Here is a 26526-nt window from a genome sequence, read left to right on the forward strand (position 1 = left end):
CGGCCCACTCCGCTCGCAATGACGGATCACCCCTTCAAATCCAGCCCCGCCACGTCGAAGTCGAACGGCGCGGTCTGCGCCTTGCCATCCACGACCAGGTCGACCTTCAAACTCTTGGCGGCCTTGATCGCATCATAGGCCCCCTGCGATGGCGCGATGGCGATCCCGTCGTCATTGGTCGCCATCCGCCCCTGCCATTCGTGGCGCTTGCCGTCGTCGGTGGTGGCCGTGATCCGGCAATCCGACAGGTCGCAGGTGAAGGGCGCGCCGACCAGCTTGACCGTTACGTCCGCGCCGCCTTCCTTGAGCGGCTGGACCAGCAGGACCGAGAAAGTGTCGGGCGCGGTCATCGTCTGCACGCTGTTGGCGCTGCCGATATAGGCGACCTTGGGCTTGCCGCCCTCACCGCCCTCATATTTCCAGACCTGGCCGATCTGCTCGCGCTGGGTCGGTTCCTTGGGTGTCTTGTCGCCGCAGGCCGCCAGCGTGGCGACGGCTGCGATCATCATGATGGCGCGCATTGCGTCCTGTCCTTCCGATATGGTTACGGAAGGACAATGTCTGAACCGGCCGGGAGTTTCCTTAAGCGGTGTAACGGGCGGCCGTATCGCGGATCAGCGCGATCATGTTGGGAATGCCCTGGGTGCGGTTGGAACTGAGCTGGTTGCGGAGGTCGAACGGCGCCAGCGCGCCCTCTATGTCCGCCGCCGCGATCTCGGCCGGCGCGCGGTCCTGCACGGTCAGCAGCACCAGCGCGATGATCCCCTTGGTGATCGCGGCATTGCTGTCCGCCAGGAAATGCAGCCGGCCATCATCGAGGACGGTAGGATAGACCCACACCGCCGCCGAACAGCCGCGCACCAGGGTCGCGTCGGTCTTGAGCGCGTCGGGCATATCCTCCAGCCCGCGCCCCAGGTCGATCAGCAGGCGATAGCGATCGTCCGCGTCCAGAAATGCATAGTCTTCCTGGAGATCGGCGAGATGGGGCTGGTCGGTCATGGCCGCCCATATAGGGGCAAATGCAGAAAGCGGAACCCGCTTTGCAGGCCCGCCTGGGCGGAATGTCGATCAGCTCGTGACCTTGCACCCCTTGGCCGCCGCCTGCCCGCGCAGATAGCCGCGCCGCGCGACGCCCGCCGTCACCGCCGCCTGCAGGCGCCGCTCGGCCGGGGCCGCGCCGCTGATCTCGCGCACCAGCCCGCGGAACGGGATGAGCGAATTGACGATCGTCTTGCCGACCGCCTCGGCGATCTTGCCGGTCCGATTCTCGTTCGCCTTCGCGCCGACGGTAAAATCCTCGCCCAGCACGGCGTTGAGTTCGGCGAGCGACGCCTTCAGCCCCTTGCACGTGCGCGACGGCGGGGCGGCATAGGGATTTTCCACCGCTTTCAGCAGCACGGGCGGAATCTCGTCTTTGTCCAGGCCGATGTCGCGCGCCGGCTGGGTGGCGATGTTGCCGGCCTTGTCCAGCGTGCCGTCGCGGCGCTTTTCCGGTTCCTGCCCAGCCGCCTCCTGCCTGGCCGCTTCCTGCTTGGCCTGCTCCGGTTTCGCCGGCGCCTGGGCCAGCGCAGCGCCCGGCACCAACATGGTCAGGGCAATAGTCATGGTCGTCAATTTCATGGTCGTCCTCCCGGTTTGTCAAACCAGCGACGCGCCATGTCGGTTCCGGACCGAAACGATTGTGGCGCAAGACAAGTCGCCGCCCCCGCGCTATGCGGCAGGCTCCATCCCGCAGGAGATGTTTCTTGTCCCGATCCGACGCGCGCTGCACCATCGCCTCGTCCGCCCTCTCCGCCGCCATCGATCCCCTGGGCGCGGAACTCTGGTCGCTCAAGGACGCCGCCGGGCGCGAATTGATGACCGACGCCGACCCGCGCTGGTGGACCGGCCACGCCCCCTTGCTCTTCCCCTTCGTCGGCCGGTCGCGCGGCGACGTCTATCGGCTGGACGGGCAGGATTATCCGATGCCCCAGCACGGCTTCGCGCGCCGCAGCGTCTTCCTGCCCATCGAGCAAAGCGACGATCGCCTGCTGCTGCGGCTGGAAGCGGACAGCGAAACGCGCGCCATCTATCCCTTCGACTTCCGCCTCGACATGGCCTTCGCCATTGAAGGCGCAACGCTGCGCATGACCGCCACCGTCACCAACCGGGGCGAAACGGTCATGCCGTTCAGCTTCGGCTACCACCCCGCCTTCGCCTGGCCGCTGCCCTATGGCGGCGCGGCGGAGGATCACCGCATCGTCTTCGAGCAGCCCGAACCCGCCCCGATCCGCAAGGTCGGCCATGAACCCGGCCTCATTGCCCGCGAAAGCTTCCCATCCCCAGTGGAGGGCGACACGCTCATCCCCACCCACGCCCTATTCGAAGGCGACGCCCTGATCTGGGACGACCTCGCCAGCCGCTCCCTAACCTGGGGCGTAGCCGGCCAGCCGCACCTCAAGATCGATTTCCCCGACACCCCCTGGCTCGGCCTGTGGCAGAAACCGGGCGCCCATTATCTGTGCGTCGAACCCTGGGCCGGCATGGCCGACCTTGTAGGCTTCACCGGCGATGTCTGGGACAAGCAGGGCATATTGTGCCTGCTGCCCGGCGACGGCCGATCCTTCCGCATGGACGTGACGTTGGTGGACGTGTAACGGGCGCTTTTCAGTTTCCGTTCGCCCTGAGCGAAGTCGAAGGGCACGCCTGAACGAAGTGAAGGCACTTCGCTCCGCTCAGTGGCAGGCTTCGACTTCGCTCAGCCCGAACGGGTTTATTTATTTCGGTTAGAAAATCATCATGACCATCCCATCCCGCCGCACCTTCGCGATCATTTCCCACCCCGACGCCGGCAAGACCACGCTGACCGAAAAGCTGCTGCTGGAAGGCGGCGCCATCCATCTCGCGGGCGAAGTCAAGGCGCGCGGCGCAAACCGCCGCGCCCGCTCCGACTGGATGAAGATCGAGCAGCAGCGCGGCATCTCCGTCACCTCCTCGGTCATGACGTTCGAACGCACCCGCGATGGCGAGACGATCACCTTCAACCTGCTCGACACGCCGGGCCACGAAGATTTTTCGGAAGACACCTATCGCACCCTGACCGCCGTCGACTCCGCCGTCATGGTGATCGACGCGGCCAAGGGGATCGAGCCGCAGACCCGCAAGCTGTTCGAAGTCTGCCGCCTGCGCAACGTCCCCATCATCACCTTCGTCAACAAGGTCGATCGCGAAGGCCGCGAAACCTTCGGCCTGCTGGACGAGGTCGCCGACCAGCTCCAGCTCGACGTCTGCCCGATGAGCTGGCCCGCCGGCATGGGCGGCGAGTTCGAAGGTATCTACGACTTCGCCACCAACCGCCTGATGCAGCCCACCGGCCCGTCCAAGGAATTTGACGGCACCCGCCACCAGTTCAGCGGCCTGGACGATCCGAAACTGGCCGATCATCTCTCGCCCCACGCGCTGGAAAAACTGCGCGAGGAAGCCGAACTGGCGCAGGGCGGCTATGCCCATTTCGATCTTGATCGCTATCGCGCAGGCGACCTGACCCCGGTCTATTTCGGGTCCGCATTGAAGCTGTTCGGCGTCACCGAACTGATCGACGCGCTCGGCCAGCACGCCCCGCCGCCACGCGCCCAACCGGCCGAACCCGCCGCGATCGAGCCGGAGAATAACGAAGTCACCGGCTTCATCTTCAAGGTGCAGGCCAATATGGACCCGATGCACCGCGACCGCATCGCCTTCATGCGCCTCGTCTCGGGCAAGTTCAAACGCGGCATGAAGCTGACGCCGTCGGGATCGGGCAAGCCGCTTGCGGTCCACTCGCCGATCCTCTTCTTCGCGCAGGACCGCGAACTGGCGGACGAAGCCTTTCCCGGCGACATCATCGGCATCCCCAATCATGGCGCGCTGCGCGTGGGCGATACGCTCAGCGAAAAGCCCGGCCTGCGCTTCACCGGCCTGCCCAATTTCGCGCCGGAAATCCTGCGTCGCGTCCAACTCAAAGACCCGACCAAGACGAAGCAGTTGCGCAAGGCGCTGGACGACCTCTCGGAAGAGGGTGTGATTCAGGTCTTCTATCCGGAAATCGGCAGCAACTGGATCGTCGGCGTCGTCGGCCAGCTTCAGCTCGAAGTGCTGATATCCCGCCTGGAAGCCGAATATAAGGTCGCAGCAGGCCTCGAACAGTCGCCCTTCGACACTGCCCGCTGGATCAGCGGCGACGATGCGGCAGTCAAGGAACTGGTCGGCCATAATGTCAGCAACATGGCCAAGGACCGCGACGGCAATCTCGTCTTCATGGCCCGCAGCGCGTGGGACATCGGCTACCAGCAGGAACGCCACCCCAAGGTGAAGTTCAGCGCGACGAAAGAGCGTTAAAAACAACGTGCTCCCGCGAAGGCGGAAGCCCAGTTCCAACGGCAGAGCTGGGTTCCCGCTTTCGCGGGAACCCACCACATATCTACTAGTGCACAAAAATCATGAATGGCGCCATTGCTTCCGCCCATTCACGAAAACCATCCTATCGCTGCAACTGTCGCACTCCCTGTCTCAAACGGTGGCCCGACCTCCGCTGCACCCACGTCTTTTCCGTTCGCCCTGCGCTTGTCGAAGGGTATGGCTGAGCGAAGTCGAAGCCCGAACAGGATGTGGCGTTACGCCGCCACCCAATCCTTGCGCAAAGCCTTGCCCGCGAGCGCCATGAACAGCCCGGCGAGCAGGTAGAAGCCCAGCGCCGCGACGATCGCATAGCGCAGCGCCTCCGCCCCATAGGTCGGCGTCAGCGCATCCGACAGCGCCCCCACGCTCCACGACCCCAGCCCCAGCCCGACCAGATTGTTGATCAACAGGAAGCTCGCCGCCGCACTCGCCCGCATATGGGCGGGGACGAGATGCTGGACCGCGGTCAGCACCGGGCCGAGCCAGACATAGACCAGGGCCTGCGGGATCAGGAACAGGGCAAAGGCAAAACCCACGCTACCCGACAGCACGCCCACCACGAACAGCGGCATCCCCACAACATAGCTGACCGCCGGCACCCAGGCATAATAGGCCTTGTCCTTGCCACCCATGGCGTCGCCCAGCCAGCCGCCCAGCAGCACGCCCGCCACCCCGCCGATCAGCAGCAATCCACCCAGAAACTGCCCCGCCCCCAATATGTCCAGGCCAAAGCTGCGCATCAGCAGGCTGGGCAGCCAGAAGGCCACGCCATAGCCGCACATCGAACTGCACGCCGCGCCCAGCGCCAGGAACCAGAAGCTGCGCTTGGCCGCCAATATGCCGAACACCGCCGACACCGGCACCGCATCGGCCGCCTGCACCGGCCGCGCCGGTTCGCGCACCACCAGCCGAAAGACCGGCGCGATCAGGATGCCCATGATCCCCACCGCGATGAACGCCGTGCGCCACTCCACCGCCTGCGCGATATAGCCGCCCAGCAGCACGCCACCGGCCGACCCCAGCGGAATGCCGAGCGAATAGATGGACAGCGCCCGCGCCCGCTGATGCGCGGGAAAATAGTCGCTGATCACGGCGTAGGAGGGCGCGACGCCGCCCGCCTCCCCCACGCCCACCCCGATGCGGAACAGGAACATCTGGGTGAAGCTGCTCGCGATCCCGCAAAGCGCGGTGAAGCCGCTCCAGATGGCGAGGCTGACGGTGATGACCCAGGTCCGGCTGGTCCGGTCCGCCAGCAACGCCAGCGGGATCGCCAGCGTCGAATAGAGCAGCGCAAAGGCGATCCCGCCCAGCGCGCCGAGCTGCGTATCGCTCAGCCCCAGCTCCGCCTTGATCGGTCCGGCCAGGATGCCCAGTATCTGCCGGTCGAGAAAGTTGAACGTATAGACGAGCAGCAACATCGCCAGCACGATGCCACGATAGGCGGGGGAGGCAGGCGCGGCGGCAGAGGTGGATCGGTCGGTCATAAGGCTTTCACCCATCTCCATTCAGTTCGCGCTTGTCGAGAAGCGTTGTGCGTGGGTTCTCGACAAGCGCGAACCGAACAGGACGGATTGGACGATGATCAGAATTTGACCGAGCCCGTCACGAACAGCTGCCGCGGATTGCCGTAAAAGGCGGTCAGCACGCCCTCGCGCCCCAGCGTCGATACGCCCGTCGCCGACTGATAATTATAGCCCGACGTGATATACTGCTTGTCGGTCAGGTTCTTGCCGTGCAGCCCCAGCGAATAATGATCGTCGGCCGACGTCCACACGATGCTGGCGTCCCACAGCGCATAGCCCGGCTGGTCGAGCGCCGGGATCGGCACTTCGAACTGGTGGGTCAGGCTGCGATAGGACAGGGTGGTCGACAGGTCGAGCGACCCGCCCGCCATCGCCACGCCGCCGCTCAGCGTGCCCGACACCGTCCATTTGGGCGTATTCTGGAAGGTGCGGATGTCCGAAACATCGTTCCCCGCCGGACCGATGAAGCGCTTATATTGCGCATCGACATAGCCAAGAGCGCCCACGAAGCGCAGGCTGGACCCGGCCCCGGCGAAGTCGCGCGCCAGCAGGGCGTTGGCTTCCGCCTCGATCCCCTTGATATGTGCCTTGGCCGCATTGGTGGTGATGCCGCAGAAGCTCTGCACCCCGCCCACGGTGCAGCCAACCGATCCGGGAATCTGCACGTCGCTATAGTTGGCGTAGAAACCCGCGACGCTCAGGCTCAGGCGGCGGTCGAACAACGACCCCTTATAGCCGACTTCATAGCTGTCGACCTTTTCCGGGTCGAAGGAGAGGAAGTCGTATATTTCCTGATAGCTGCGCACCCCGTCGCCATTGCTGTCCGGCGCCGACGTGCCCGATCCGCGCGGGTCGAAGCCGCCGCCCTTGAACCCCTTGGAGTAGGAGGCATAGACCATCTGGTCGGGCGCGGGCTTGTAGCTCAGCGACGCGCGCGGCGTGAATTCCTTGAAGGTGCGGTCGCCGCGGAAATTGGTCGCGGTGGCGATCACGATCGGGGCGGCGCCGCCAAATTCCGGCGAGGTGCCGCTGATGCGGTTTTGCTTGAGGATATAGGCCGAGCGCTTGTCGTTGGTGTAGCGCCCCCCGACCGACAGGCTGATCTGGTCGGTGAAGTCGAAGGTGAAGTCGCCGAACACCGACCAGGTGTCGGTCCGCACATCGCCCGCCGTATAGCCGTTCAACCCCGGCAGGCCGATGGTCGCGCCGGTCAGGCCCAGCAGCACGTCGAAGGACGTCGCCGCCTTCGCATCGAGATAATAGAAGCCGACCAGCCCCTTCACCCGGTCGCTCTCATAGAGAAGCTGCCATTCCTGGCTCAGTTGCTCGTTGCGATAGACGGCGGGCACGTCGACATCGACCGCGGGGAGCGCGTCGAAATCGATCGGTGTATAGCTGGTGTCCTTGCGCCAGGCGCTGATCGAGCGCAGCGTGACATGATCCGACAGTTCGGCGGTGATGTTCATCGCCAGCCCATAGGCCTTCACATCCTGCTTGGGATTGTTGAGGCCGGCACGGGTATCATAGACGTCGTCCAGCACCGGCGCGCCGGAAATCAGGCCGGGGATCAGCCGATGGCCGTTGCGGGCATTGGACTTGTCGCGGGTATAGTCGCCCGAGATGCGGATCAGCACCGGCTGGCCGTTGCCGCCAATCTCCAGCGTGCCGCGCCCGGCCCAGACATCCTTGTTGTAATTCTCGATGCCCAGCGTGAGATTGTCGCCGAAGCCGCCGCGCGACAGCCGCGCCACCGACCCGCCGACGCGGATCAGGTCGCTGATCGGCGTGCTGACGGTCAGGACGCCGTCGGCTTGGTCATAGCTGCCATAGGTGCCGCGCAGCTTGAGCGAGAACTGGTCGGGCAGCGACCTGGTGACATATTTGATCGCCCCGCCGATCGTGTTGCGGCCATAAAGCGTACCCTGCGGCCCGCGCAGCACTTCGATCCGCTCGACATCGTAGATATCCAGCACCGACGCCTGCGGGCGGTTGAGATAGACGTCGTCCAGATAGAGGCCGATCCCCGCCTCGAACCCCGGCACCGGGTCCTGCTGGCCCACGCCGCGGATGAAGGCGGTCAGCGTCGAATTGGTGCCGCGCGAATTTTCCAGCGTGGTGTTGGGGGTGACGTTGGAAATGTCGGTAATGTCGATCGCGCCGCTGCGCTCCAGCGTCTCGCCCGAAAAGGCGCTGACGGCGATCGGCACGCTCAGCAGGCTTTCCTCGCGGCGGCGGGCGGTGACGACGATGTCGGTGCCCGTATCGGCAGCCGGCGCGCTGTCCTGCGCCAGCGCCGGCAGCGCGACGCAGCCGCTCCAGGCGACGGACGCCAGGGCAAGAGCGCGGATGGTCTGATGGGCCTTCATGGGCTGTCCTCTCCTGAAAAAAACGCGCCCGGTTCGCCGGGTCGCTCCTGTCTTGCCCGATTCGATAATGAAAGTTGAACCATCTTTCAACTTCAAATAAGAGGTCTGTGACGAGAGCATCGCGATGCGGCAAAAAGAACACAGGATTACGGGAGAGGGCATGACCGAAAACGGCAAGGCGGCAGACGGCGTCAAGGACGACAAGACGCCGCGCACCGCCCGCGGCGAACGCACCCGCCGCGCCCTGCTGTCGGCGGCGGCGGCGGAATTTGGCGAAAAGGGTTTCCATGACGGGTCGATCAGCGGAATCACCCGCCGCGCGGGGTGCGCGCTGGGCAGTTTCTATACCTATTTCGACACCAAGGACGACATCTTCCGCGCGCTGGTGGCCGACATGTCGGGGCAGGTGCGCGACTATGTGTCCCCCCGCATCGCCACCGCGCGCGACGGCATCGACGCCGAACGCATCGGCCTGTTGAGCTTCCTGGAGTTCGCGCGCGCGCACAAGGAAATCTACCGCATCATCGACGAGGCCGAATTTGTCGATCAGGCCGCCTATCGCGCCCATTATGAAAATACCGCCAGCCGCATGGCCGGACGGCTGCGCGCGGCCGCGGACAAGGGCGACGTCCGCGCCGACGTGGAGGAGGTCCATGCCTGGGCGATCATGGGGATGAACGTGTTTCTGGGCCTCCGCTACGGCGTGTGGGACGACAGCCGTCCGGCCGATGAGATCGCCGCGATCGCCAATGCGCTGGTGGAAAAGGGGATCGGCCCACAACGCTGACGAATCCACCGTCCGTCGCGCCGGCGGCCCGGATCGGCGCGACCGTTGCAACCACCCGCCACGTTCAGGACTCCTCCCCTTGGTGCAACATCAAGCGAGAAGGATCATGGACTTCCCCCCGCGCGCCAGGCGCGCCAACGTCTTCATCGATGCCCATCTCAATCTGGGCGAACCGCTCTCCGCCACGCAGATCGTGCGCATCCGCGACATTTCCGAAGGCGGCGCGCGCATTCAGGGCAAATCGCCCGGCGTCGGCGCCCGCATCGTCGTCACGCGCGGCGAGACGGCGATGCCGGGCCGTGTGGTGTGGACCGCAGATCGCCATTTCGGCATGGCCTTCGACGAACCGGTCGATGTCGAATCGGTGTTGAAGGCGACCGGGCGCAAATCCCCTGACCGCCCCGTCTACGCCGCCGCCCTCACATCGGGACTGACGCATTTCCAGCGCCACACGCCACGCGGCCGAACCGCGTCTTTCGGCCTGCGCCTGGCGGAGTCGGGACGCTAGGCTATTTGCGCAGCAGGAACACCGCATGTTCGGCGAACAGGTTGGCGTTGGCGTGGGTGGTTTCCTTGTCGCCCTTCAGGAACCATTGGCCATCGATGGTCCAGCCCCGCTCCTTCACCAGCGCACGGAAATCGTCGACCGTGACATGATGGATGTTGAGCGTGTCGTACCAGGTGTCGGGCAGCAGCCGCGTCACCGGCATCCGTCCGCCCCACAGCAACGATATGCGCCCGCGCCAATGCGCGAAATTGGGGAAGGAGACGAACGCCTGACGGCCGATGCGCAGCAATTCCTCCACCACCAGATCGGGGCGCCGCGTGGTCTGCAACGTCTGGCTCAATATCGCATAGTCGAAACTGGCGTCGGGATAATAGCCAAGATCGGCGTCGGCGTCGCCCTGCACCACCGACAGGCCTCGCGCCACGGCGGCGGCGACATTCGACCCGTCAATCTCCAGCCCGCGCGCATCCACCTGGGCATTGTCGCGCAGGGCCGCCATCAGCGCGCCGTCGCCGCAACCCACGTCCAGCACGCGCGCGCCCTGCCGCACCGTCCGCGCGATCAGGGCGAGGTCCGGCCGCAAAGTCTCGCTCATGCCCGCCCGCCCTTCAGGAAACCGTCCACGACCCGGTTGAGTTCGGGGCATTCCAGCAGGAAGGCGTCATGGCCGAACGGGCTGGACAGTTCGACGAAACTGGCCTGCGCGCCCGACGCATTGAGCGCATGGACGATGATCCGCGATTCGGCGGTGGGATAAAGCCAGTCCGTATCGAAACTGACGAGGCAGAAGCGCGCCTTGGTGGCGGCGAACGCCTTGGCCAGCGATCCGCCATGATCGTCGGCGATGTCGTAATAATCCATCGCGCGGGTGATGTAGAGATAGGAGTTGGCGTCGAACCGCTCGACGAAACTCAGCCCCTGATGGCGCAGATAGCTTTCCACCTGGAAATCGGCGTCGAAGCCGAAGGTCTTGGCCCCATTGGGATTTTCCGGCCGCCCCTGCAATCGGCGCCCGAATTTCTCGGTCAGCCCGGCTTCCGACAGATAGGTGATGTGCGCGGCCATGCGCGCCACGGCCAGCCCGGCGCTCGGCACCTGCCCATCGGCATAATAGTCGCCGCCGCGCCAGTGCGGATCGGCCATGATCGCCTGCCGCCCGACCTCGTGAAAGGCGATATTCTGCGCACTGTGCCGCGCGGTCGAGGCGATCACGATGCAGCTTTCGACCCGGTCGGGAAACAGCGTGGGCCAGGTCAGCGCCTGCATCCCGCCCATGGAACCGCCGATGACAGCCGCCAATCGGTCCACCCCCAGATGGTCCAGCAACGCCGCCTGCGCCCGCACCATGTCGGCGATGGTCAGCACCGGAAAACGCATGGCGTGCGGGTCGCCGGTCGCCGGATCGACGCTGGCCGGGCCGGAAGAGCCCATGCAACTGCCGATGACGTTGGAGCAGATAATGAAATGGCGCGCCGGATCGACCGGCTTGCCTGCGCCCACCAGCCGCCACCACCAGCCCGGCTTGCCGGTGACGGGATGGTCGGACGCGACATATTGGTCGCCGGTCAGCGCATGGCAGATCAGGATGACGTTGGACTTGTCCGCATTCATCGCGCCATAGGTTTCATAGGCGATGTCGACCGGGCCAAGGCTGGCGCCGCTGGAAAGGTGGAGCGGACCGGCCAGGCGGACCTGCCGGCGCAGGCCGAAACGGCTGTTTTCGCTGATGGGAACGCTGGCCATGACCTGAGCGGCGCTAGGACCGCGACCCGGCCCTGTCAATCGGAGCGGTTGATCTTGCGCGGCGGGGCGTGGATAGGTGGGTGGCCGAATGTCGGTTTTTTTGGCTCTTTGCCGTCTTCAAAAAAAGCTGAAGGGATGGCCGATTTGGGTGGGAAGCGGAATGGCTGCTAAATGCTCTGTAGAGCGTGTTAGCGGACTTCCTCTAGTTGAACGTATCGCTCAAAATGATCCAGTATGTGCCCCTGCGCATCAGGTCGCCATTGGAGGCGGATATGCCACTCAGATTTGCCATCCAGTGAAACGAAAAGTGACTGCCCATCGTCATAGGGTAGGAAGCTGGCACCAAGAAAGGTCCATGCCTCGCCTTGTCTGTGAACGTATCCGTCGAAATCGACAAACTCTGAAACAACCATATATCGACGATTAGCGGCCAAGTGCTGGAGTGCTGGCTTACTGCCTGCGCCTGTCCAATGTCCCAAGGGATGCGGTCCAATCATGAGGCGGGGTTATGCTGTCCCGCCCATGTCCGCAATCGGGATTAGAACTGGATCGTTTAAACGTCGAAAAGTGGTCGCCTCAAGACATCTCCCTCCCGAACGGAAGCAAAAAAGTCCGGCTTCGATCGCGCCAGACCAGCGGCTTCGCCATCGCCGATGCGCCGTTTCAACAGGCTTCCAATGTAGGATAATCTCTGGTCTATCCTGATAAATGGAACCGCTTTTCCGCCCCTACGCACCCCCCGGCTACCGCGCCCTTGCCCACAGGACGCGCGACCGGCGCGTCACCGGCGCGCAACACGCGCGCGAGAGTGACCCGCCAGTTACTTTGGCGAGGCTTTGGGGGAGCTTCGCGGAAGCTTCGCAGTCGCTTTTTGCCCGAAATACCCCACGACGGTGTGAACTTCGCTTTTGGTGCGCCGAAAAGGCGACATGGTCTGCCACTTTGCCTTTGGCGCGGAAGCCGCTAAAGCCGCGCCCCATGACAGAGACTATTGCGAACCCCGCTACAAAACCTGCCCCCAAGGACTGGATTCTCGGCATTTCCGCCTATGTGCCGGGCAAGGCCGCGGCCGACGATGGCCGGCCGTTGATCAAGCTCTCGGCCAATGAAAATCCGCTGGGCACCGGTGCGGCCGCGCGTGCTGCCCTCGTCGCCGCCACCGCCGACCTCGCCACCTATCCCGATCCGGGCGCGACGAAGCTGCGCGAGGCGATCGGCGCGGTCCATGGGCTCGATCCCGAACGGATCATCTATGGCACCGGCTCGGACGAACTGCTGCACATCGCCGCCTCCGCCTATGCCGGGCCGGGCGACGAGATTCTCTATGTCCGCTATGGCTTTGCCGTCTACGACATAGCCGCGCGGCGCGTCGGCGCGACCCCGGTGATCGCGCCGGACAAGGATTACGCCACCGACGTCGATGCGTTGCTCGCCGCGGTGACGGACAAGACCAGGGTGGTCTTCCTCGCCAACCCCAATAATCCGACCGGCACCATGACCAGCCGCGAAGAGATCGCCCGCCTCCACGCCGGGCTGCGGCCCGATATCCTGTTCGTCCTCGACCAGGCCTATGCCGAATATCTGGACGCGGACGAGGATGATGGCGGCCTCGAACTGGCCAGGACCGCATCGAACATCTTCGTCACCCGCACCTTCTCCAAAATCCACGGCCTGGCGGCCGAACGGATCGGCTGGGGCTATGCCAGTGCGGATGTGATCGACATCCTCCACCGCATTCGTGCGCCGTTCAATGTGACGACGGCCGGACAGGCTGCCGCCGTCGCGGCGATCAACGACAGCGAATGGGTCGCGTTCAGCCGCACCCACACCGCCCGATGGCGCGAATGGCTGGCGGGTGAGGTTGCGGCCCTGTCCAACCACGGCCTGCGCGTCGTGCCGAGCAAGACCAATTTCCTGCTGATCCTGTTCGACGGCAAGCTGACCGCAGAGGCCGCGATGAAGGGGCTGTGGGACGAAGGCTATGCCACCCGCTGGCTGCCGGGGCAGGGCCTGCCCAACGGCCTGCGCATCACCATCGGCACCAAGGCGCAGACCCGCGCCGTCGCGGCCAAGCTGCGCGCCATGGCGGAAGAAGCCTGACGCAATGCTGCCCTTCGCCCGCGTCACCATCATCGGCCTGGGGCTGATCGGCTCCTCGCTCGCCCGCGCGATCCGGGCGGACATGCCGACCGTGCGCGTCACCGGCCATGACGCCGACCCGGCGGTGCGCGACATCGCCCGGCGGATCGACCTGTGCGACGACATCACCGACACGGCCGGGGCATCGGTGACGGATGCCGATCTGGTGGTGCTGTGCGTGCCGGTCCGCGCCATGGGCGCAGCGGCGGCAGAGCTTGCCGACGACCTGCCCGCCGATGCGATCGTCAGCGATGTGGGGTCGTGCAAGGCCGACGTACTGGCGCAGTTGAGCGCCGCGCTGCCGGGGCGGACGATCATCCCGGCGCATCCGGTCGCGGGGACCGAGAATAGCGGACCGGAAGCGGGCTTCGCCACCCTGTTCAAGGGCCGCTGGTGCATCGTCACCCCGCCCGCCGAGGCCGATCCGGCTGCGGTGGAGCGCGTCGCCGAACTGTGGCGGCGGGTCGGCGCGGACGTGGAGACGATGGACCCGGCGCATCATGATCTGGTGCTGGCGGTGACCAGCCATCTGCCGCATCTGATCGCCTATACCATCGTCGGCACGGCCAGCGACCTGGAGAATGTCACCCAGTCCGAGGTTATCAAATATTCGGCGGGCGGTTTCCGCGACTTCACCCGCATCGCCGCATCGGACCCGACCATGTGGCGCGACGTCTTCCTGGCAAACAAGGACGCGGTACTCGAAATGCTCCAGCGCTTTTCGGAGGATCTGTCAACCTTGCAGCGGGCGATCCGCTGGAATGACGGTGACGCGCTGTTCAACCTTTTCACCCGCACCCGCGCGATTCGCCGGTCGATCATCGAACAGGGCCAGGACGACGCCAAGCCCGACTTCGGCCGCTCTCACTGATCGAGCGCTGAAGGGGGGTTCAGGGCATTGATCGCGGCATGGACCTGCCGCTCGGCTTCCTTGCGGTCGAGGCCGACGGGCACGATCTGCCCCACCTTGTAGGTGATGACGCCCGGCCGCTTGAGGAATTTGCCGCGCGGCGACACCCGGCCGCTGTCGATGGCGATCGGCACGACCGGCAGGCCGAGCAGGCTGTAGAGGCCCGCAAAGCCGGAGCGGAGCGGCGGCGCTTCGCCATGGGGGACACGGGTGCCTTCGGGGAAGAGGCAGAGCGGCCGGCCCTGTGCGATCCGGTCTTTCGCCGCGGCGCGCAGCACGCGCAGCGCACTCGCCCCGGCCGCCCGTTCGATCGGGATCAGTCCGTACAGGCGGGCGATCCGGCCCCAGAGCGGAATGTCGAACAGCTCCCGCTTGGCGCCAATTGCGGGGCGGTCGAGGAGGCACAGCACATCGATCGTCTCGAACATCAATTCATGCTTGATGATATAGAGATAGGCGCCGAGCGGCAGATCACCCTCCACCCGCACCGTCTGGCCCAGCAGCCAGCGCGCGCAACTGCGATGATAGCGACTCCAGCCTGTCGCAATCCGCTGCACCATCATCGGGGTGACCGAACCCAGAGCCATCGCGGTCAGCACGAAGACCAGGCTGCCGACATAGAAAGCCAGCATGAAGAAGAGAGAACGCAGCGCGGTCAGCATGGATATCCTTCAGATGCCGATCAGCGCAGCGATGCGGCGGAGCAGATATTTATTATATTCCCGCGCCAATATGGTGAGGCTGGGGCGGCTGGGCACTGCGTCATAGACGATCGTGATCTTCCCGCCCGGCAGCGCCTGCCGCAGTTCCAGCGCGGCGCGGCGCATATGCCAGTCGGTGGTGATGAGGCGCACGGTCTTGTAATCGCGCCGTTCCAGCCAGCGCGCGGTTTCCAGCCCGTTGGAGCGGGTGTCGATCGCCTCGCGGCCCAGCGTGATGCAGCAGCTGAACAGCGCTTCGGGCGTCTTATACTCCGCCGCCAGCTCGACAGGGCGAACCGATCGATCGACCCCGGAGATCAGCATCCGTTTGGCCGCGCCGCCCTGCAACAGCGCGATGCCGCGATCGATGCGGCCGGCGCCGCCCGTCAGCACCACGATCGCATCGGTTCGACGACCATCGAGCGGCTGGGGCAAAAGAACCGCGAACCAGACGAAGCCCAGCATCCAGGCCAGCAGCGTGACCGCCAGGAAGCGGACGATCACAGCGCCCGGCCCAGCGCGCGCAGCACGGTCCAGCGCGCCGTGAGAGTCGCCAAGATGACGCCGAAGATCGGCAGCGCCGCCAGCAACAGCCAGCCACGCGGGTCGAGACTGATCGCGCCGACGACATCCGATCCGGTCGCCGACAGCCGCAGGCCGATCAGCAGGATGACGAGGATCGCGAAGGAAAAGCCGAGCGCGCCGCCCATCAGCGCGTCGAGGCCGATGCGGCGCTGGAACAGGCGGGCGATCTGTACGTCGGTCGACCCCATCAGGTGCAGCACATCGATCGTGCCGCGATGGCTGTCATGCGCCCCCCGCGCCGCCAGCACCACCACCGCGCCGGTCGCCAGGATCATCAGCAGCACGACCCCGGCGGCCAGCCATCCCAATGCCGTCAGCAGCCCGGCGAGCGGCAGGAGAAAGGCGGCATGGGGTTCGATCCGCAGCTTGGGCGACAGGCCGCCGAGCAGGCGGCGCAGGCGATCGAGCTTGGCATCGCTGTCGCCGGGCGTGAGCATGACGTCGATCAGCGCCGGGACCGGCAGGTCGCCGCTGGTCGCCGCCTCCCCCAGCCAGGGACGCAACTGATCGGCGAGCTTGGCCGGATCGACCGGATCGGCGGCGCGCACGCCATCGGCACCGCGCAACGCCTGCAGGGTCCGCGCGGCAAGCTGGCCGCGCGCCTGTGCGTCGGCCTCCACCACCTGCACGCTGGCACGGCCGGCCAAGTCGGCGCTCATCGACCGGACGGCGGCGCCAAGGCCCAGGCCGGCGGCGGCGGCCAGCACGGTCAGGAACATCATGATCGCGATGATCCAGGGCATCGGCCCCGCCAGCCGTCCCCCCGGCAGCAGGCGATGGCGCGCGGCGGCAGCGGCCTTGCGATCGGCGCGGGCCGCCATCACGGCGTGTCCTGCGGCGGGCGGGGCGGATAGCGCAGCGATCCGGTCGGGTCGGCAAGCCGCCCCTTGTCCAGCCGCATCATCTGCGCGCCCGACACCTGCGCGATCAGAGGCAGGTCATGGGTGGCGACGACGATGGTGGTGCCGAGGCGATTGAGCGCTTCGAACAGGGTCATGAGGCGACGGGCCATGTCGGCGTCGACGTTGCCAGTCGGCTCGTCCGCAACCAGTATTTCCGGGCGACCGATCACCGCGCGGGCGATGGCGACGCGCTGCTGCTCCCCGCCCGACAGGGTGGCGGGGCGCGCCTGGCCACGATCGCCCAGCCCGACCCAGTTCAGCATCTCCACCACGGGGGCGTCGATCTCCCCTTCTTCCATCCCAGAAACCCGCAGCGGCAGGGCGATATTGTCATAGGCGGACAGATGGGGGACGAGGCGGAAATCCTGGAACACCACGCCGATGCGACGGCGGAAGCCGGGCAGGCGCTTGCGCGGCAGCGTCACCACATCCTCCCCGAACAGGCGGATGACGCCGCGGCTGGGCCGTTGGGCGAGGTAGAGGATTTTGAGCAGCGAGGTCTTGCCCGCGCCCGATGCGCCGGTCAGGAAATAGAAGCCGCCGCCCGCAAGCGAGAAGCTGACGTCGGAAAGCGTCTCGCTGTCCAGACCATAGCGCAGGCCGACATTTTCGAACTGAACGATGGCCGGCATGTCTTGAAATATCGCGCCGTCGCGCTCCCTGCGTATCGAAGCGTCAGCCATGGCACAGCGGGCGGCCCGCCGTAAAGCCCGCGCCGCATATCGCCGCGAGTCGCGGTCGAATCACACCGGCTGTCGTTGACCGCTTGCGCGCGAGTCCCTGCCATGCCTATGAAGCATCATGATCCTGGTGTGCCCCAATTGCGCGACGCGCTATGTCGTGCCGGACAGTGCTGTTGGTACGAGCGGCCGCCAGGTCCGCTGCGCCGCGTGCAAGCATAGCTGGTTCCAGGAACCGCCGGCCCTGCCGGAACGCGACACGCCGCCGGTTCCGGTCGCCGCGCCCGTCGCGCCCCCTCCACCGCCCGTCGCTGCGCCGCCACCTCCCCCTCCCCCAGTCGTTGATCCCGGCATGGCTGCGGTCGCGCCGGCCGCGGTCGAGGACGCGCCCCCTGCGGAAGCGCCCCCGATCGCGGCCCCGGCGGATAATCGGTTCGACGACATCTATGCCGGTGCGCCGACCGATCCGGTCGAGGAAAGCCGCTTCGTCCCTGCGCCGCCGTTCAAGGCGCGGCGCAATCCGCTCAAGCTATGGACCTATGCCGCCATCGGCTTCTGCCTGCTCGTCGCAGCGGCGGGTGGCGCCTTCTTCTATTTCGGGCCACCGGCCTGGATGGTGTCGATGGGGCTGGTCGGCGAAGAGGGCGATCCGGACCTGCTTTTCTACCTGTCCAAGCCTGCCGAGCGGCGCAAGCTGCCGACCGGGGAGGAATATTTCGCCTTCGGAGCGCGGATCGTGAACAGCGGGACGCAGGCATTGCCGGTGCCGCCGGTGCTGGTGCAATTGCGCGACCGGCAGAACCGGCTGGTGTTTAGTTGGACCACCAAGGCGGACAAGAGCCGGTTGAAGCCCGGCGAAGAGGCGTCGATCAACGAGAGCCGGATCGACATTCCCAAAAATGCCGAGAATCTGTCACTGACCTTTGTTCAGTAAGGCAAGTTGGCAGCAAGGCAGGTGGCCGACTTCCGCCCGCCCCTGCCTTTGCAGCGTCGATCAGGGGTAGCTGACCGTCTTTGGGCGGCCCTGCGGGATGGGGATATACTCCTGGTCGTCGCCTGGGATGAGGGGGAAGCGCATCGCTTCCCAATCCTCGCGCGCCTGCATCAGCCGGTCCTGGGTCGAGGAGACGAAGTTCCACCAGACATGGCGGGGCGAGGTGAAGGCTTCGCCGCCGCACAGTACCACCCGGCCGCCATCCACGCTCATCAGGGTGGCGGAAGTGCCGGGTCGCAGGACATAGAGCGTCTGGGGTATGAGCATCAGCCCGTCCAGCATGGCATCGCCGCCAGAGACGTAAATGGCGCGCTCGTCGGCGGACGGGTCGATAGCGATGCAGCCGCCCGGCGAGAGCTGGATATCGGCATAGATGGTCTGGGCATAGGTCGTGACCGGCGAGGTTTCGCCCCAGAGCGACCCCATGATGACGCGCGCGCGCACATGGCCGTCGTCGATCACCGGCATGCCGCCTTCGCCGACATGCTCGAACGCCGGGTCCATCTCCTCATAGCGATCGGGCAAGGCGAGCCAGGTCTGGATCGCCGACAGTTTCAATTCCTTGGCCCGGTCCGCGTCGGGCGAACGCTCCGAATGGACGATGCCCTTGCCCGCGGTCATCAGGTTGACCGCGCCCGCCTCGATCAGTTGCTCGGTGCCCAGCGAATCGCGGTGCAGGAAGGCGCCTTCGTACATATAGGTGACGGTGGCGAGGTTGATGTGCGGGTGCGGGCGCACGTCGATGCCCTGCCCCGCGCCGATCTTCGCTGGCCCCGCCTGGTCGAAGAAGATGAATGGGCCGACCATGGTGCGGCCCTGGACCGGGAGCGAGCGATGCACCCGGAAATCGCCCAGATTATGGCTGGTGGGGGTGATCGTCTGAAGGATGAGGTCGTCTGCGGTCATGGGGCGTCCAGTTCGGGATAATGGCGGAAGACATCCTTCTGGCTGAAGGGCAACCGCCGGTCGCTGGATAGATAGTCCTGCAATTCGGGCAAGGCCACAACCCTGTCGTGCAGCGCGGCCAGTTCGGGATAGCGCGGCATCAGCGTCGCCATGCGCCGGGGAAAGGCATAGCGAAGGCCGGCGACCAGTGGAACAGCGACAGATCGGCATAGCTCCAGCGCGCGCCCGCCAGCCAGTCGCCGACTTCGGATTTCAGAGCATATTCGAAATAGTCGAGAAATTTGGGAATGCGCTGGTCGCGAAAGCCATGCGCGCGACGCAGCAATTCGGCCTTCTGATCTTCATAATAGAGATCGACGCCGATCGGATGATGGACGTCATGCGCCTCCGCCACCAGATCCATGATGGTGAGCTGGATTTGGGCGAGCCAGTAGCGGCTCTTCATCCCCGACGGGCCGCATTGATGCCGTTCGGACAGGTAGAAGAGGATGTTGGCGGTCTGGGCGACGGTGGTGCCGTCGATGCCGAGATAGGGCGGCGCGAAGGCGGGGCCGCGCGCATGATCCGCCATGTCGGCCATCAATGCGTCGGCCCCTTCTTCCCGCGCGCGGTCGCGATAGGCGATGCCGCAGGCTTCCAGCGTCAGGCGGACGAACTCGCCCCGGCCGGCTATGGTGGGCCAGTACCAGAAATCATAGGCCATGGACGGGCGCTCCTTGCTTGGCGAAGCAGGATGAACGCCCGGCCAATGCTAAAGTCTCATGCCTCGTCGGGTGCGCGCGCCCTGATGGCGAGGGCGTGGACCTTTTCCGCCAGCAGGTCGGCGAGCGCGGCGTTGACCAGCCGCTGGCGCACGACGCGGTTCTGGCCGGTGAAGCGATCCGACACGATCTCCACGGTGAAATGGCTTTCACCCGATCCGTCATGGCCGGCATGGCCGCGATGCTTTTCGCTGTCGTCGATGACGGCGAGATGGTCCGGCGACAGGGCGGCGCGCAGCCGCGCCTCGATTTCGGTGGCAACGGGGCCTTTGAGGTCTGTGGTCATATTTCCTATATAGGTCGCTTTGCCAGCCAGATCATCAGGACAATCTTGAGCAGCGATCCTTTCTCCACCCGTCGTTTCAACCGCTTCCATGGCCGGGTGGAGGGCGACCGGCCCTGCGCCGCGCCCGGATGCCCGGAGCCCGGCGAGTTCCGCGCGCCCCCGGCAGACGGCAGCGCCCGGCTGGGCGACGCAGGGCCGCGCTGGCGCTGGTTCTGCCTGGAGCATGTGAAGGCGTTCAACCAGGGCTATAATTTCTTCACCGGCATGACCCCGGACGAGATCGCCGCGGCGCAGCGCCCCTATGCCGGCTGGGAACGGGAGACGCGCGCCTTTTCCGCCCATGCGCATAGCCCGTCACCCAAATGGGCGGATTTCGTCGATCCGCTCGATGCGATCGGGGCGAAGTTCAGGGAGCGCATGGCCAAGGCGCGGGCCGACGCACAGGTGCGGCAGGACGGCAAGTTCCTGTCGGGCGAGGATCGCAAGGCGCTATCGGTCATGGGGCTGGAGATCGACGCCGACCGCAAGGCGCTGCGCACCCGCTATACCGCGTTGCTGCGCCGCTATCATCCCGACCATAATGGGGGCGATCGCACCCATGAAAGCGCCTTGCAGGCGGTGATCGAAGCCTATGCCCATCTGCGCAAAGCCGCCGCTTTTGCATGATTGCCGGCCGGAACCTCACGAATTGCGCGCATATCGCATATGGCAAATGCAGCAGGATGCCGACGATGGGAAAGAGCCGGTGCGAGCATAGCAGCGGGCGAGCGTGTAGGACAGCGCGCCCCTTGCCCAAGCCCGGTCGGCCTGCCATAGCGCCCGGCCTTTAATCCCCCGGAGACTGACCATGCAGGACGTGCCGCGCGCGCTGGGCCTCGATTTCGGCACGACCAACAGCGTCGCCGCGCTGGCGGGCGGCGGGGAGTCGCGGCTGGTGGAATTTGCCGGACGGCACGCAACCGGCGCGGTGTTCCGGTCGGCGCTGTGCTTCTGGCATGACGAGGCGGTCAAGGGCGGCATGGCGCATGAAGCGGGGCCGTGGGCGATCGCGGAATATATGGCCTATCCCGAGGACAGCCGGTTCCTGCAAAGCTTCAAGTCGGTGGCGGCCAGCCCGATCTTCGAAACCGCCAATGTGTTCGAGAAGCGGTTCCGCTTCGAGGAACTGGGCCAGATGTTCCTCAAGCGCATGATCGCTCATGCGGGCGGGTCGCTCGACAACAGGCCCGAACGGATCGTGGTCGGGCGGCCGGTCGAATATGCCGGATCGCGGCCGGACGAAGCGCTGGCGCGCAAACGGTATGACGCGATGTTCGCCGGGTTCGGCACCGAGGTTCATTATGTATACGAGCCGCTGGGCGCGGCGTTCAGCTATGCCAGCCGGCTGACCGAGGCGGCGACGATCCTGGTCGCGGACTTTGGCGGTGGCACCAGCGACTTTTCGCTGGTCCGGGTCGAGGCGCCGGGTGCGGCGCGGCGCTGCGTGCCTCTCGGATCGACCGGTATCGGGCTGGCGGGCGACCGGTTCGACTATCGCATCCTTGACCATCTGGTGCTGCCGATGCTGGGCAAGGGCGGCAGTTACCAGAGTTTCGGCAAGGAACTGGAGATACCGCGCAGCTATTTCGCCGATTTCGCCGACTGGTCGCGCCTCGCCCTGATGCGCAACCGGCGGACGATGGACGAACTGGCGCGGTTGCAGAAGACGGCGAAGGAGCCGGCCGCGATCGGGCGGATGATGACCGTGATCGAAAAGGAGCTGGCCTATCCGCTCTATGATGCGGTCGGTGCGCTGAAACGCGCATTGTCGGAACAGGAGGAGGCCATGTTCCGCTTTTCGGGCGGCGGGCTGGAGATCGAGCAGGCGGTGACGCGCGCCGATTTCGAACGCTGGATCGCGCCCGACATCGCCCGGATCGAGGAAACGGTGGACAAGGCGCTGGCCAAGGCCGATGTCGCGCCCGACAGCATCGACCGGGTGTTCCTGACCGGCGGGTCGTCGCTCATTCCGGCGATCCGCGCCATTTTCCGCCGGCGGTTCGGGCAGGATCGGCTGGCGACGGGGGGCGAGCTGACCTCCATTGCGCACGGGCTGGCGCTGATCGGCGAGGAAGCCAATTTGGCGGAATGGGCAGCTTGATCCCGGCGCGCCTTGCCCCCACTCTCTCGACATCGCCTTCATGGATCGTTTAGGGCGGACATGACTCGCAGGAAGATGATGACCCGATGACCGATATTTCCAACGTTCAGCCCGACACCCGCGCCGAAACGCTGCTGGAAGCGCCCGACCGCGAAGTAGATGCGCGCGACGTCTTCGGCATCGACGTCGACATGAAGATTCCGGCCTTCAGCCAGGCCGATGAGCGCGTGCCCGACTTGGACCCCGCCTATGTGTTCGACCCGGACACCACACTGGCGATCCTGGCGGGCTTTGCGTTCAACCGGCGCGTGATGGTGCAGGGCTATCATGGCACCGGCAAGTCGAGCCATATCGAACAGATCGCCGCACGCCTGAAATGGCCGTGCATCCGCATCAACCTGGACGCGCATATCAGCCGTATCGACCTGGTCGGACGCGACGCCATCGTGTTGCAGGACGGGCAGCAGGTCACGCAGTTCAAGGAAGGCCTGTTGCCATGGGCGTTGCAGCGCCCGGTCGCTCTGGTGTTCGACGAATATGACGCCGGTCGCCCCGACGTGATGTTCGTGATCCAGCGCGTGCTGGAGACGGACGGCAAGATGACGCTGCTCGACCAGAATCGTGTGATCCGCCCGAACCCGCATTTCCGCCTGTTCGCGACCGCCAACACCGTGGGTCTGGGCGATACGACAGGCCTCTATCATGGCACGCAGCAGATCAACCAGGGTCAGATGGACCGCTGGAATCTGGTGGTGGCGCTGAACTATCTGCCCGCCGCGACCGAAGCGCAGGTGGTGCTGGCCAAGTCCGGCGAATATGATCATGAGGGCGGCCGCAAGGAAGTCGAGAATATGATCAAGGTCGCCGAACTGACGCGGCAGGGCTTCATCAACGGCGATATCTCGACCGTCATGTCGCCCCGCACCGTCATCAGCTGGGCGCAGAATGCGCTGATCTTCAAGAATGTCGGCTTCGCCTTCCGCCTGAGCTTCCTCAACAAATGCGATGAGGCCGAACGGGCCCTGGTCGCCGAATATTATCAGCGCGTGTTCGGCAAGGACTTGCCGGAAAGCGTGGCGAGCCGGGCGAACTGACCGTTCGCCCTGCTAGTGGCGCTTTTGGCACGGCAGGGAGACAAGAGATGATCGTCGTCGAACGGATCGACCCCAATGGCGGGACGGCGCACCGGATCAGCATCCGGGGGCATGAGATCGTGGCCGACATGTCGGCGCCGGACGGGCATGATGCCGGGCCGGACCCCCATGACCTCTATGATACGGCGCTGGGCGCGTGCAAGGCGATGACGATGCTCTGGTATGCGCAGCGCAACGATATTCCGTTGGAGGCTATCCATGTCGGCGTGGTTCGCGATGCGAGTCAGGAGCGCAAGGGCGTCTACAAGCTGACCACGCGCATCGCCCTGACCGGCGACATGAGCGACGAGCAGCATGACAAGCTGATCGCGGTGGCGGCAAAATGCCCGGTCCACAAGCTGATGAGCGAAGTCGAGACGCAGATCGAGACGATTGCCGTGCCGCGCGTTGGCGAACCGGAGCGGCCATGAGCGAGGAGGCGGTGATGGAACGCAGCGGACTGCCGCTGGCCAGCGCGTTCAACCTGCGCGATTTTGGCGGTTATCCAACCATGGGCGGCCGGCGGGTACGCCGCGGCATGTTGTACCGGTCGGGCACGATGGCGCTGCTGACGCCGGAGGACAGCGCGCAATTACGGTCGCTGGGCATCCGGGCCATCTGCGATTTTCGCCGTCCGGGCGAGCGCAAGTCGGAACCGACCAGTTGGCATGACGCGAGCGTCGATTATTATTGCCGCGATTATAGCGGGGCGACCGGCGTGCTGATGGACTTGGTGCGCGAAGACCGGACGACCGCCGCGGACATGAAGGCGGCGATGCTGGCCGTCTATCATGAGATCGCGACCGACCACGCCGAGGCCTATGCCGCGATGTTCCGACAGATGCTGGCCGGCCACCTGCCGATCCTGATCAACTGTTCGGCGGGCAAGGACCGCACCGGCGCGGGCGCGGCAATGGTGCTGGCGGCGTTGGGCGTATCGCGCGATGTCATCATCGAAGATTATCTGCTGACCAACAGCCATGCCGACTGGACATGGCGGCTGGCGCAGGGCGAGAACCATCTGAGCCGGCTGCAACAGGCCAGGGCCGATGTGGTGGAGCCGCTGCTGATCGCCGACGCGGCCTATCTGGAGGCGTTGTTCGCGCAGTTCGACGCGATGCATGGCGGCATCGATGGCTATTTGCGCGATGTGCTGGGTGTGGGTGCGGCGGCGCGCGCGGCCTTGTGCGAGGCGTTGCTCGAATCATGACCGAACGCTCCCCTCTCGACGCCTTCAAGGATGTGCTGTCCGGGGCGGCGCGGGCGATGACGCGCGACGCCGAGGTCGAGGTCGCCTTCACCGCCGATACCCCCCATGCCGTGGGCAAGGCGATCAAGGTGCCGACGCCCAGCCGCGCCCTGCCCGCCGATCAGGTGGCGTTGGCGCGCGGTTTCGCCGATGCGTCCGCGCTCAAGCTGCGCCATCATAACGCCCGGGTCCATGCCGCCTCCGCGCCGGGCGAGGCGGTCGCGCGCGCGGTGTTCGACGCGGTCGAGCAGGCACGGGTCGAAGCGATCGGCGCGCGGGCGATGGAGGGCGTGCGCGCCAACCTCAACCATGCGCTGGACCTGCGGCTGAAGTCCGATGCGATCCGCCGGGCGCGGTCGGCCGACGAGGTGCCGCTGTCCACTGCATTGGCGTTGAAGGTGCGCGAGCGGCTGACGGGCCAGGCCATCCCCAAGGATGTGGCGGCGGGCGTGGCGATGGTCGACCAGTGGATCGAGGACAAGGCGGGGTCCGACCTGGATGCCCTGACCATGGCGATCGACGACCAGCGCGCCTTCCAGAAGCTCACCACCGCGATGCTTGAGCATCTGCAACTGATCGACGCCGACGTGCCGCCCGACACGGACGAGCCCGAATCGCAGGACGAAAGCGAGGACGAGGAGGACCAGCCGGAAGAGGGCGACAGCGGCGAGGAGGAATCCGGCGACAGCGACATGAATGCCGAAGCGCGCGCCGAGGATCAGGGCGGCGACAGCGAAGAGGGCGAAACCGACTATAGCGACGAGTTCGACGCCGACAGCGACGAAGGCGCGGACGATATGGGCGAGGAAGGCATGATGCCGGTCCGCCCCAACCGGCCGATGTCCGACCTGCCGCCCGGTTTCGACTATAAGGCCTATACGCTGAAGTTCGACGAGGTCGTCAGCCCCGAAGAGCTGTGCGACGAAGATGAGCTGGTGCGGCTGCGCGGCTTCCTCGACCAACAACTGGTGAGTTTGCAAGGCGCGGTGACGAAGCTCGCCAACCGCTTGCAGCGGCGGTTGATGGCGCAACAGTCGCGGTCATGGGACTTCGACCAGGAAGAAGGGATGCTGGACGCGGCGCGGCTGGCGCGGATCGTGATCGATCCCACCCATTCGCTGTCCTACAAGATCGAGCGTGACACCGAATTTCGCGACACCGTGGTCACGCTGCTGATCGACAATAGCGGGTCGATGCGCGGGCGGCCGATCAGCATCGCGGCGATCAGCGCCGACATCATGGCGCGCACGCTGGAGCGGTGCGGGGTCAAGACAGAGATATTGGGCTTTACCACGCGGGCGTGGAAGGGCGGGCAGAGCCGCGAGGAATGGCTGGCCGCCGGGCGTCCGCCGATGCCGGGGCGGCTCAACGACCTGCGCCATATCGTCTACAAGAAGGCCGACGATCCGTGGCGGCGGGCGCGCAAGAATCTGGGCCTGATGATGCGCGAAGGGCTGCTGAAGGAGAATATCGACGGCGAGGCGCTGCTATGGGCGCATAGCCGGCTGATCGCGCGGCCCGAAGAGCGACGCATATTGATGGTGATCTCCGACGGCGCGCCGGTGGACGATTCGACCCTGTCGGTGAACAGCGGCACCTATCTGGAGCGGCATTTGCGCCAGGTGATCGACTGGATCGAGAATCGATCGCCGGTGCAACTGGTGGCGATCGGCATCGGCCATGACGTGACGCGTTACTACAGGCGGGCGGTGACGATCATGGACGCCGAACAACTGGGCGGGACCATGGTGGAGCAGCTCGCGGGTCTGTTCGACGAGGATTGAGCGATTGCTCGCC

Annotated in this window: 27 protein-coding genes and 1 pseudogene; 13 read left to right on the plus strand and 15 right to left on the minus strand. The window is 65.6% G+C overall.

Annotation, left to right across the window (positions count from 1 at the left end):
• Window positions 1–26: 26 nt before the first annotated feature.
• The 3 genes from ABT375_RS10680 to ABT375_RS10690 form a co-directional block, all read right to left on the minus strand.
• On the minus strand, window positions 27–521 hold the full coding sequence (locus ABT375_RS10680) for a hypothetical protein (protein WP_416462396.1): 495 nt from the start codon (window positions 519–521) through the stop codon (window positions 27–29).
• A 61-nt stretch (window positions 522–582) separates the two neighbouring features.
• Window positions 583–999, minus strand: coding sequence for a SufE family protein (locus tag ABT375_RS10685; RefSeq protein WP_224548220.1), 417 nt, complete (start codon window positions 997–999; stop codon window positions 583–585).
• Window positions 1000–1068: 69 nt separating this feature from the next.
• Complete coding sequence (locus tag ABT375_RS10690; protein ID WP_224548221.1) at window positions 1069–1620, minus strand: hypothetical protein; 552 nt, start codon at window positions 1618–1620, stop codon at window positions 1069–1071.
• Between the two features lie 125 nt (window positions 1621–1745).
• On the opposite strand from ABT375_RS10690, the gene ABT375_RS10695 reads away from it, so the two are divergent.
• Entirely contained in the window at window positions 1746–2636 is an 891-nt protein-coding gene (locus ABT375_RS10695) for an aldose 1-epimerase family protein (RefSeq protein WP_416462397.1), read from the plus strand.
• Window positions 2637–2778: 142 nt separating this feature from the next.
• Complete coding sequence (locus tag ABT375_RS10700; RefSeq protein ID WP_261936030.1) at window positions 2779–4356, plus strand: peptide chain release factor 3; 1578 nt, start codon at window positions 2779–2781, stop codon at window positions 4354–4356.
• A gap of 275 nt (window positions 4357–4631) precedes the next feature.
• On the opposite strand, the gene ABT375_RS10705 is transcribed toward ABT375_RS10700, so the two are convergent.
• Window positions 4632–5900, minus strand: coding sequence for a spinster family MFS transporter (locus tag ABT375_RS10705; protein WP_261936029.1), 1269 nt, complete (start codon window positions 5898–5900; stop codon window positions 4632–4634).
• Window positions 5901–5998: 98 nt separating this feature from the next.
• Entirely contained in the window at window positions 5999–8305 is a 2307-nt protein-coding gene (locus ABT375_RS10710) for a TonB-dependent receptor (protein ID WP_416462398.1), read from the minus strand.
• 160 nt (window positions 8306–8465) lie between these two features.
• On the opposite strand from ABT375_RS10710, the gene ABT375_RS10715 reads away from it, so the two are divergent.
• Together ABT375_RS10715 and ABT375_RS10720 are read left to right on the plus strand one after the other, a co-directional pair.
• A complete protein-coding gene (locus ABT375_RS10715; RefSeq protein WP_224548227.1) occupies window positions 8466–9092 on the plus strand; it encodes a TetR/AcrR family transcriptional regulator in 627 nt (208 codons plus the stop codon).
• Window positions 9093–9198: 106 nt separating this feature from the next.
• Window positions 9199–9600, plus strand: a complete 402-nt coding sequence (locus ABT375_RS10720) for a PilZ domain-containing protein (RefSeq protein ID WP_416462399.1) — start codon at window positions 9199–9201, stop codon at window positions 9598–9600.
• 1 nt (window position 9601) lies between these two features.
• Here ABT375_RS10720 and metW read toward each other — a convergent pair whose 3' ends face one another.
• The 3 genes from metW to ABT375_RS10735 all read right to left on the minus strand — a co-directional run bounded on the left by metW (window position 9602) and on the right by ABT375_RS10735 (window position 11840).
• Window positions 9602–10195, minus strand: coding sequence for a methionine biosynthesis protein MetW (gene metW, locus ABT375_RS10725; protein WP_224548231.1), 594 nt, complete (start codon window positions 10193–10195; stop codon window positions 9602–9604).
• On the minus strand, window positions 10192–11343 hold the full coding sequence (gene metX, locus ABT375_RS10730; protein WP_416462400.1) for a homoserine O-acetyltransferase MetX: 1152 nt from the start codon (window positions 11341–11343) through the stop codon (window positions 10192–10194). The genes metW and metX overlap by 4 nt, the downstream gene beginning before the upstream one ends.
• Window positions 11344–11531: 188 nt before the next feature.
• Window positions 11532–11840: a DUF3601 domain-containing protein gene (locus tag ABT375_RS10735; RefSeq protein ID WP_416462401.1), complete on the minus strand. Its 309-nt coding sequence runs from the start codon at window positions 11838–11840 to the stop codon at window positions 11532–11534.
• 481 nt (window positions 11841–12321) lie between these two features.
• Between ABT375_RS10735 and ABT375_RS10740 the strand changes: the two genes are divergently transcribed.
• Together ABT375_RS10740 and ABT375_RS10745 are read left to right on the plus strand one after the other, a co-directional pair.
• Window positions 12322–13443, plus strand: a complete 1122-nt coding sequence (locus ABT375_RS10740; RefSeq protein ID WP_416462402.1) for a pyridoxal phosphate-dependent aminotransferase — start codon at window positions 12322–12324, stop codon at window positions 13441–13443.
• Window positions 13444–13447: 4 nt separating this feature from the next.
• Window positions 13448–14353: a prephenate/arogenate dehydrogenase family protein gene (locus ABT375_RS10745; protein WP_416462403.1), complete on the plus strand. Its 906-nt coding sequence runs from the start codon at window positions 13448–13450 to the stop codon at window positions 14351–14353.
• Here ABT375_RS10745 and ABT375_RS10750 read toward each other — a convergent pair.
• Genes ABT375_RS10750 through ftsE form a run of 4 tightly spaced genes read right to left on the minus strand, consistent with a single transcriptional unit; the run spans window position 14347 to window position 17212 of the window.
• Window positions 14347–15054 (minus strand): lysophospholipid acyltransferase family protein, encoded by a 708-nt coding sequence (locus tag ABT375_RS10750; protein ID WP_416462404.1) that lies wholly within the window; start codon window positions 15052–15054, stop codon window positions 14347–14349. The genes ABT375_RS10745 and ABT375_RS10750 overlap by 7 nt on opposite strands.
• 9 nt (window positions 15055–15063) lie before the next feature.
• Window positions 15064–15597 (minus strand): YdcF family protein, encoded by a 534-nt coding sequence (locus ABT375_RS10755; RefSeq protein WP_224548241.1) that lies wholly within the window; start codon window positions 15595–15597, stop codon window positions 15064–15066.
• On the minus strand, window positions 15594–16499 hold the full coding sequence (locus ABT375_RS10760) for a cell division protein FtsX (RefSeq protein WP_261936021.1): 906 nt from the start codon (window positions 16497–16499) through the stop codon (window positions 15594–15596). The genes ABT375_RS10755 and ABT375_RS10760 overlap by 4 nt, the downstream gene beginning before the upstream one ends.
• Window positions 16499–17212, minus strand: a complete 714-nt coding sequence (gene ftsE, locus ABT375_RS10765; RefSeq protein WP_416462405.1) for a cell division ATP-binding protein FtsE — start codon at window positions 17210–17212, stop codon at window positions 16499–16501. Before ftsE ends, ABT375_RS10760 begins: the two co-directional genes overlap by 1 nt.
• A gap of 169 nt (window positions 17213–17381) precedes the next feature.
• On the opposite strand from ftsE, the gene ABT375_RS10770 reads away from it, so the two are divergent.
• The gene (locus ABT375_RS10770) at window positions 17382–18194 is read left to right on the plus strand and encodes a zinc-ribbon domain-containing protein (RefSeq protein ID WP_416462406.1); all 813 of its coding nucleotides are present in this window, start codon (window positions 17382–17384) and stop codon (window positions 18192–18194) included.
• A gap of 60 nt (window positions 18195–18254) precedes the next feature.
• Here the strand turns inward: ABT375_RS10770 and ABT375_RS10775 are convergent, their stop codons facing one another.
• From ABT375_RS10775 to ABT375_RS10785, 3 genes and pseudogenes are all read right to left on the minus strand, one after another.
• Window positions 18255–19160 carry a pirin family protein gene (locus ABT375_RS10775; RefSeq protein WP_416462407.1) on the minus strand — a complete coding sequence of 302 codons (906 nt, stop codon included), beginning with the start codon at window positions 19158–19160 and terminating at the stop codon, window positions 18255–18257.
• Window positions 19157–19863, minus strand: a pseudogene (locus ABT375_RS10780) (glutathione S-transferase). Before ABT375_RS10780 ends, ABT375_RS10775 begins: the two are co-directional and overlap by 4 nt.
• Before the next feature lie 56 nt (window positions 19864–19919).
• The gene (locus ABT375_RS10785) at window positions 19920–20207 is read right to left on the minus strand and encodes a BolA family protein (protein WP_224548246.1); all 288 of its coding nucleotides are present in this window, start codon (window positions 20205–20207) and stop codon (window positions 19920–19922) included.
• Between the two features lie 45 nt (window positions 20208–20252).
• On the opposite strand from ABT375_RS10785, the gene ABT375_RS10790 reads away from it, so the two are divergent.
• The 6 genes from ABT375_RS10790 to cobT all read left to right on the plus strand — a co-directional run bounded on the left by ABT375_RS10790 (window position 20253) and on the right by cobT (window position 26513).
• Entirely contained in the window at window positions 20253–20873 is a 621-nt protein-coding gene (locus ABT375_RS10790; RefSeq protein WP_224548247.1) for a J domain-containing protein, read from the plus strand.
• Between the two features lie 181 nt (window positions 20874–21054).
• Window positions 21055–22347 carry an Hsp70 family protein gene (locus ABT375_RS10795; protein ID WP_416462408.1) on the plus strand — a complete coding sequence of 431 codons (1293 nt, stop codon included), beginning with the start codon at window positions 21055–21057 and terminating at the stop codon, window positions 22345–22347.
• 86 nt (window positions 22348–22433) lie between these two features.
• Complete coding sequence (cobS, locus tag ABT375_RS10800; RefSeq protein ID WP_224548250.1) at window positions 22434–23441, plus strand: cobaltochelatase subunit CobS; 1008 nt, start codon at window positions 22434–22436, stop codon at window positions 23439–23441.
• A 47-nt stretch (window positions 23442–23488) separates the two neighbouring features.
• A complete protein-coding gene (locus ABT375_RS10805; RefSeq protein ID WP_416462409.1) occupies window positions 23489–23911 on the plus strand; it encodes an OsmC family protein in 423 nt (140 codons plus the stop codon).
• Window positions 23908–24690, plus strand: a complete 783-nt coding sequence (locus ABT375_RS10810) for a tyrosine-protein phosphatase (RefSeq protein ID WP_416462410.1) — start codon at window positions 23908–23910, stop codon at window positions 24688–24690. The genes ABT375_RS10805 and ABT375_RS10810 overlap by 4 nt, the downstream gene beginning before the upstream one ends.
• The gene (cobT, locus tag ABT375_RS10815; RefSeq protein ID WP_416462411.1) at window positions 24687–26513 is read left to right on the plus strand and encodes a cobaltochelatase subunit CobT; all 1827 of its coding nucleotides are present in this window, start codon (window positions 24687–24689) and stop codon (window positions 26511–26513) included. Before ABT375_RS10810 ends, cobT begins: the two co-directional genes overlap by 4 nt.
• The last annotated feature ends 13 nt before the right edge of the window (window positions 26514–26526 follow it).

It is taken from the genome of Sphingomonas sp. VDB2, from assembly GCF_047946695.1.
Lineage (GTDB): Bacteria > Pseudomonadota > Alphaproteobacteria > Sphingomonadales > Sphingomonadaceae > Sphingobium > Sphingobium bisphenolicum.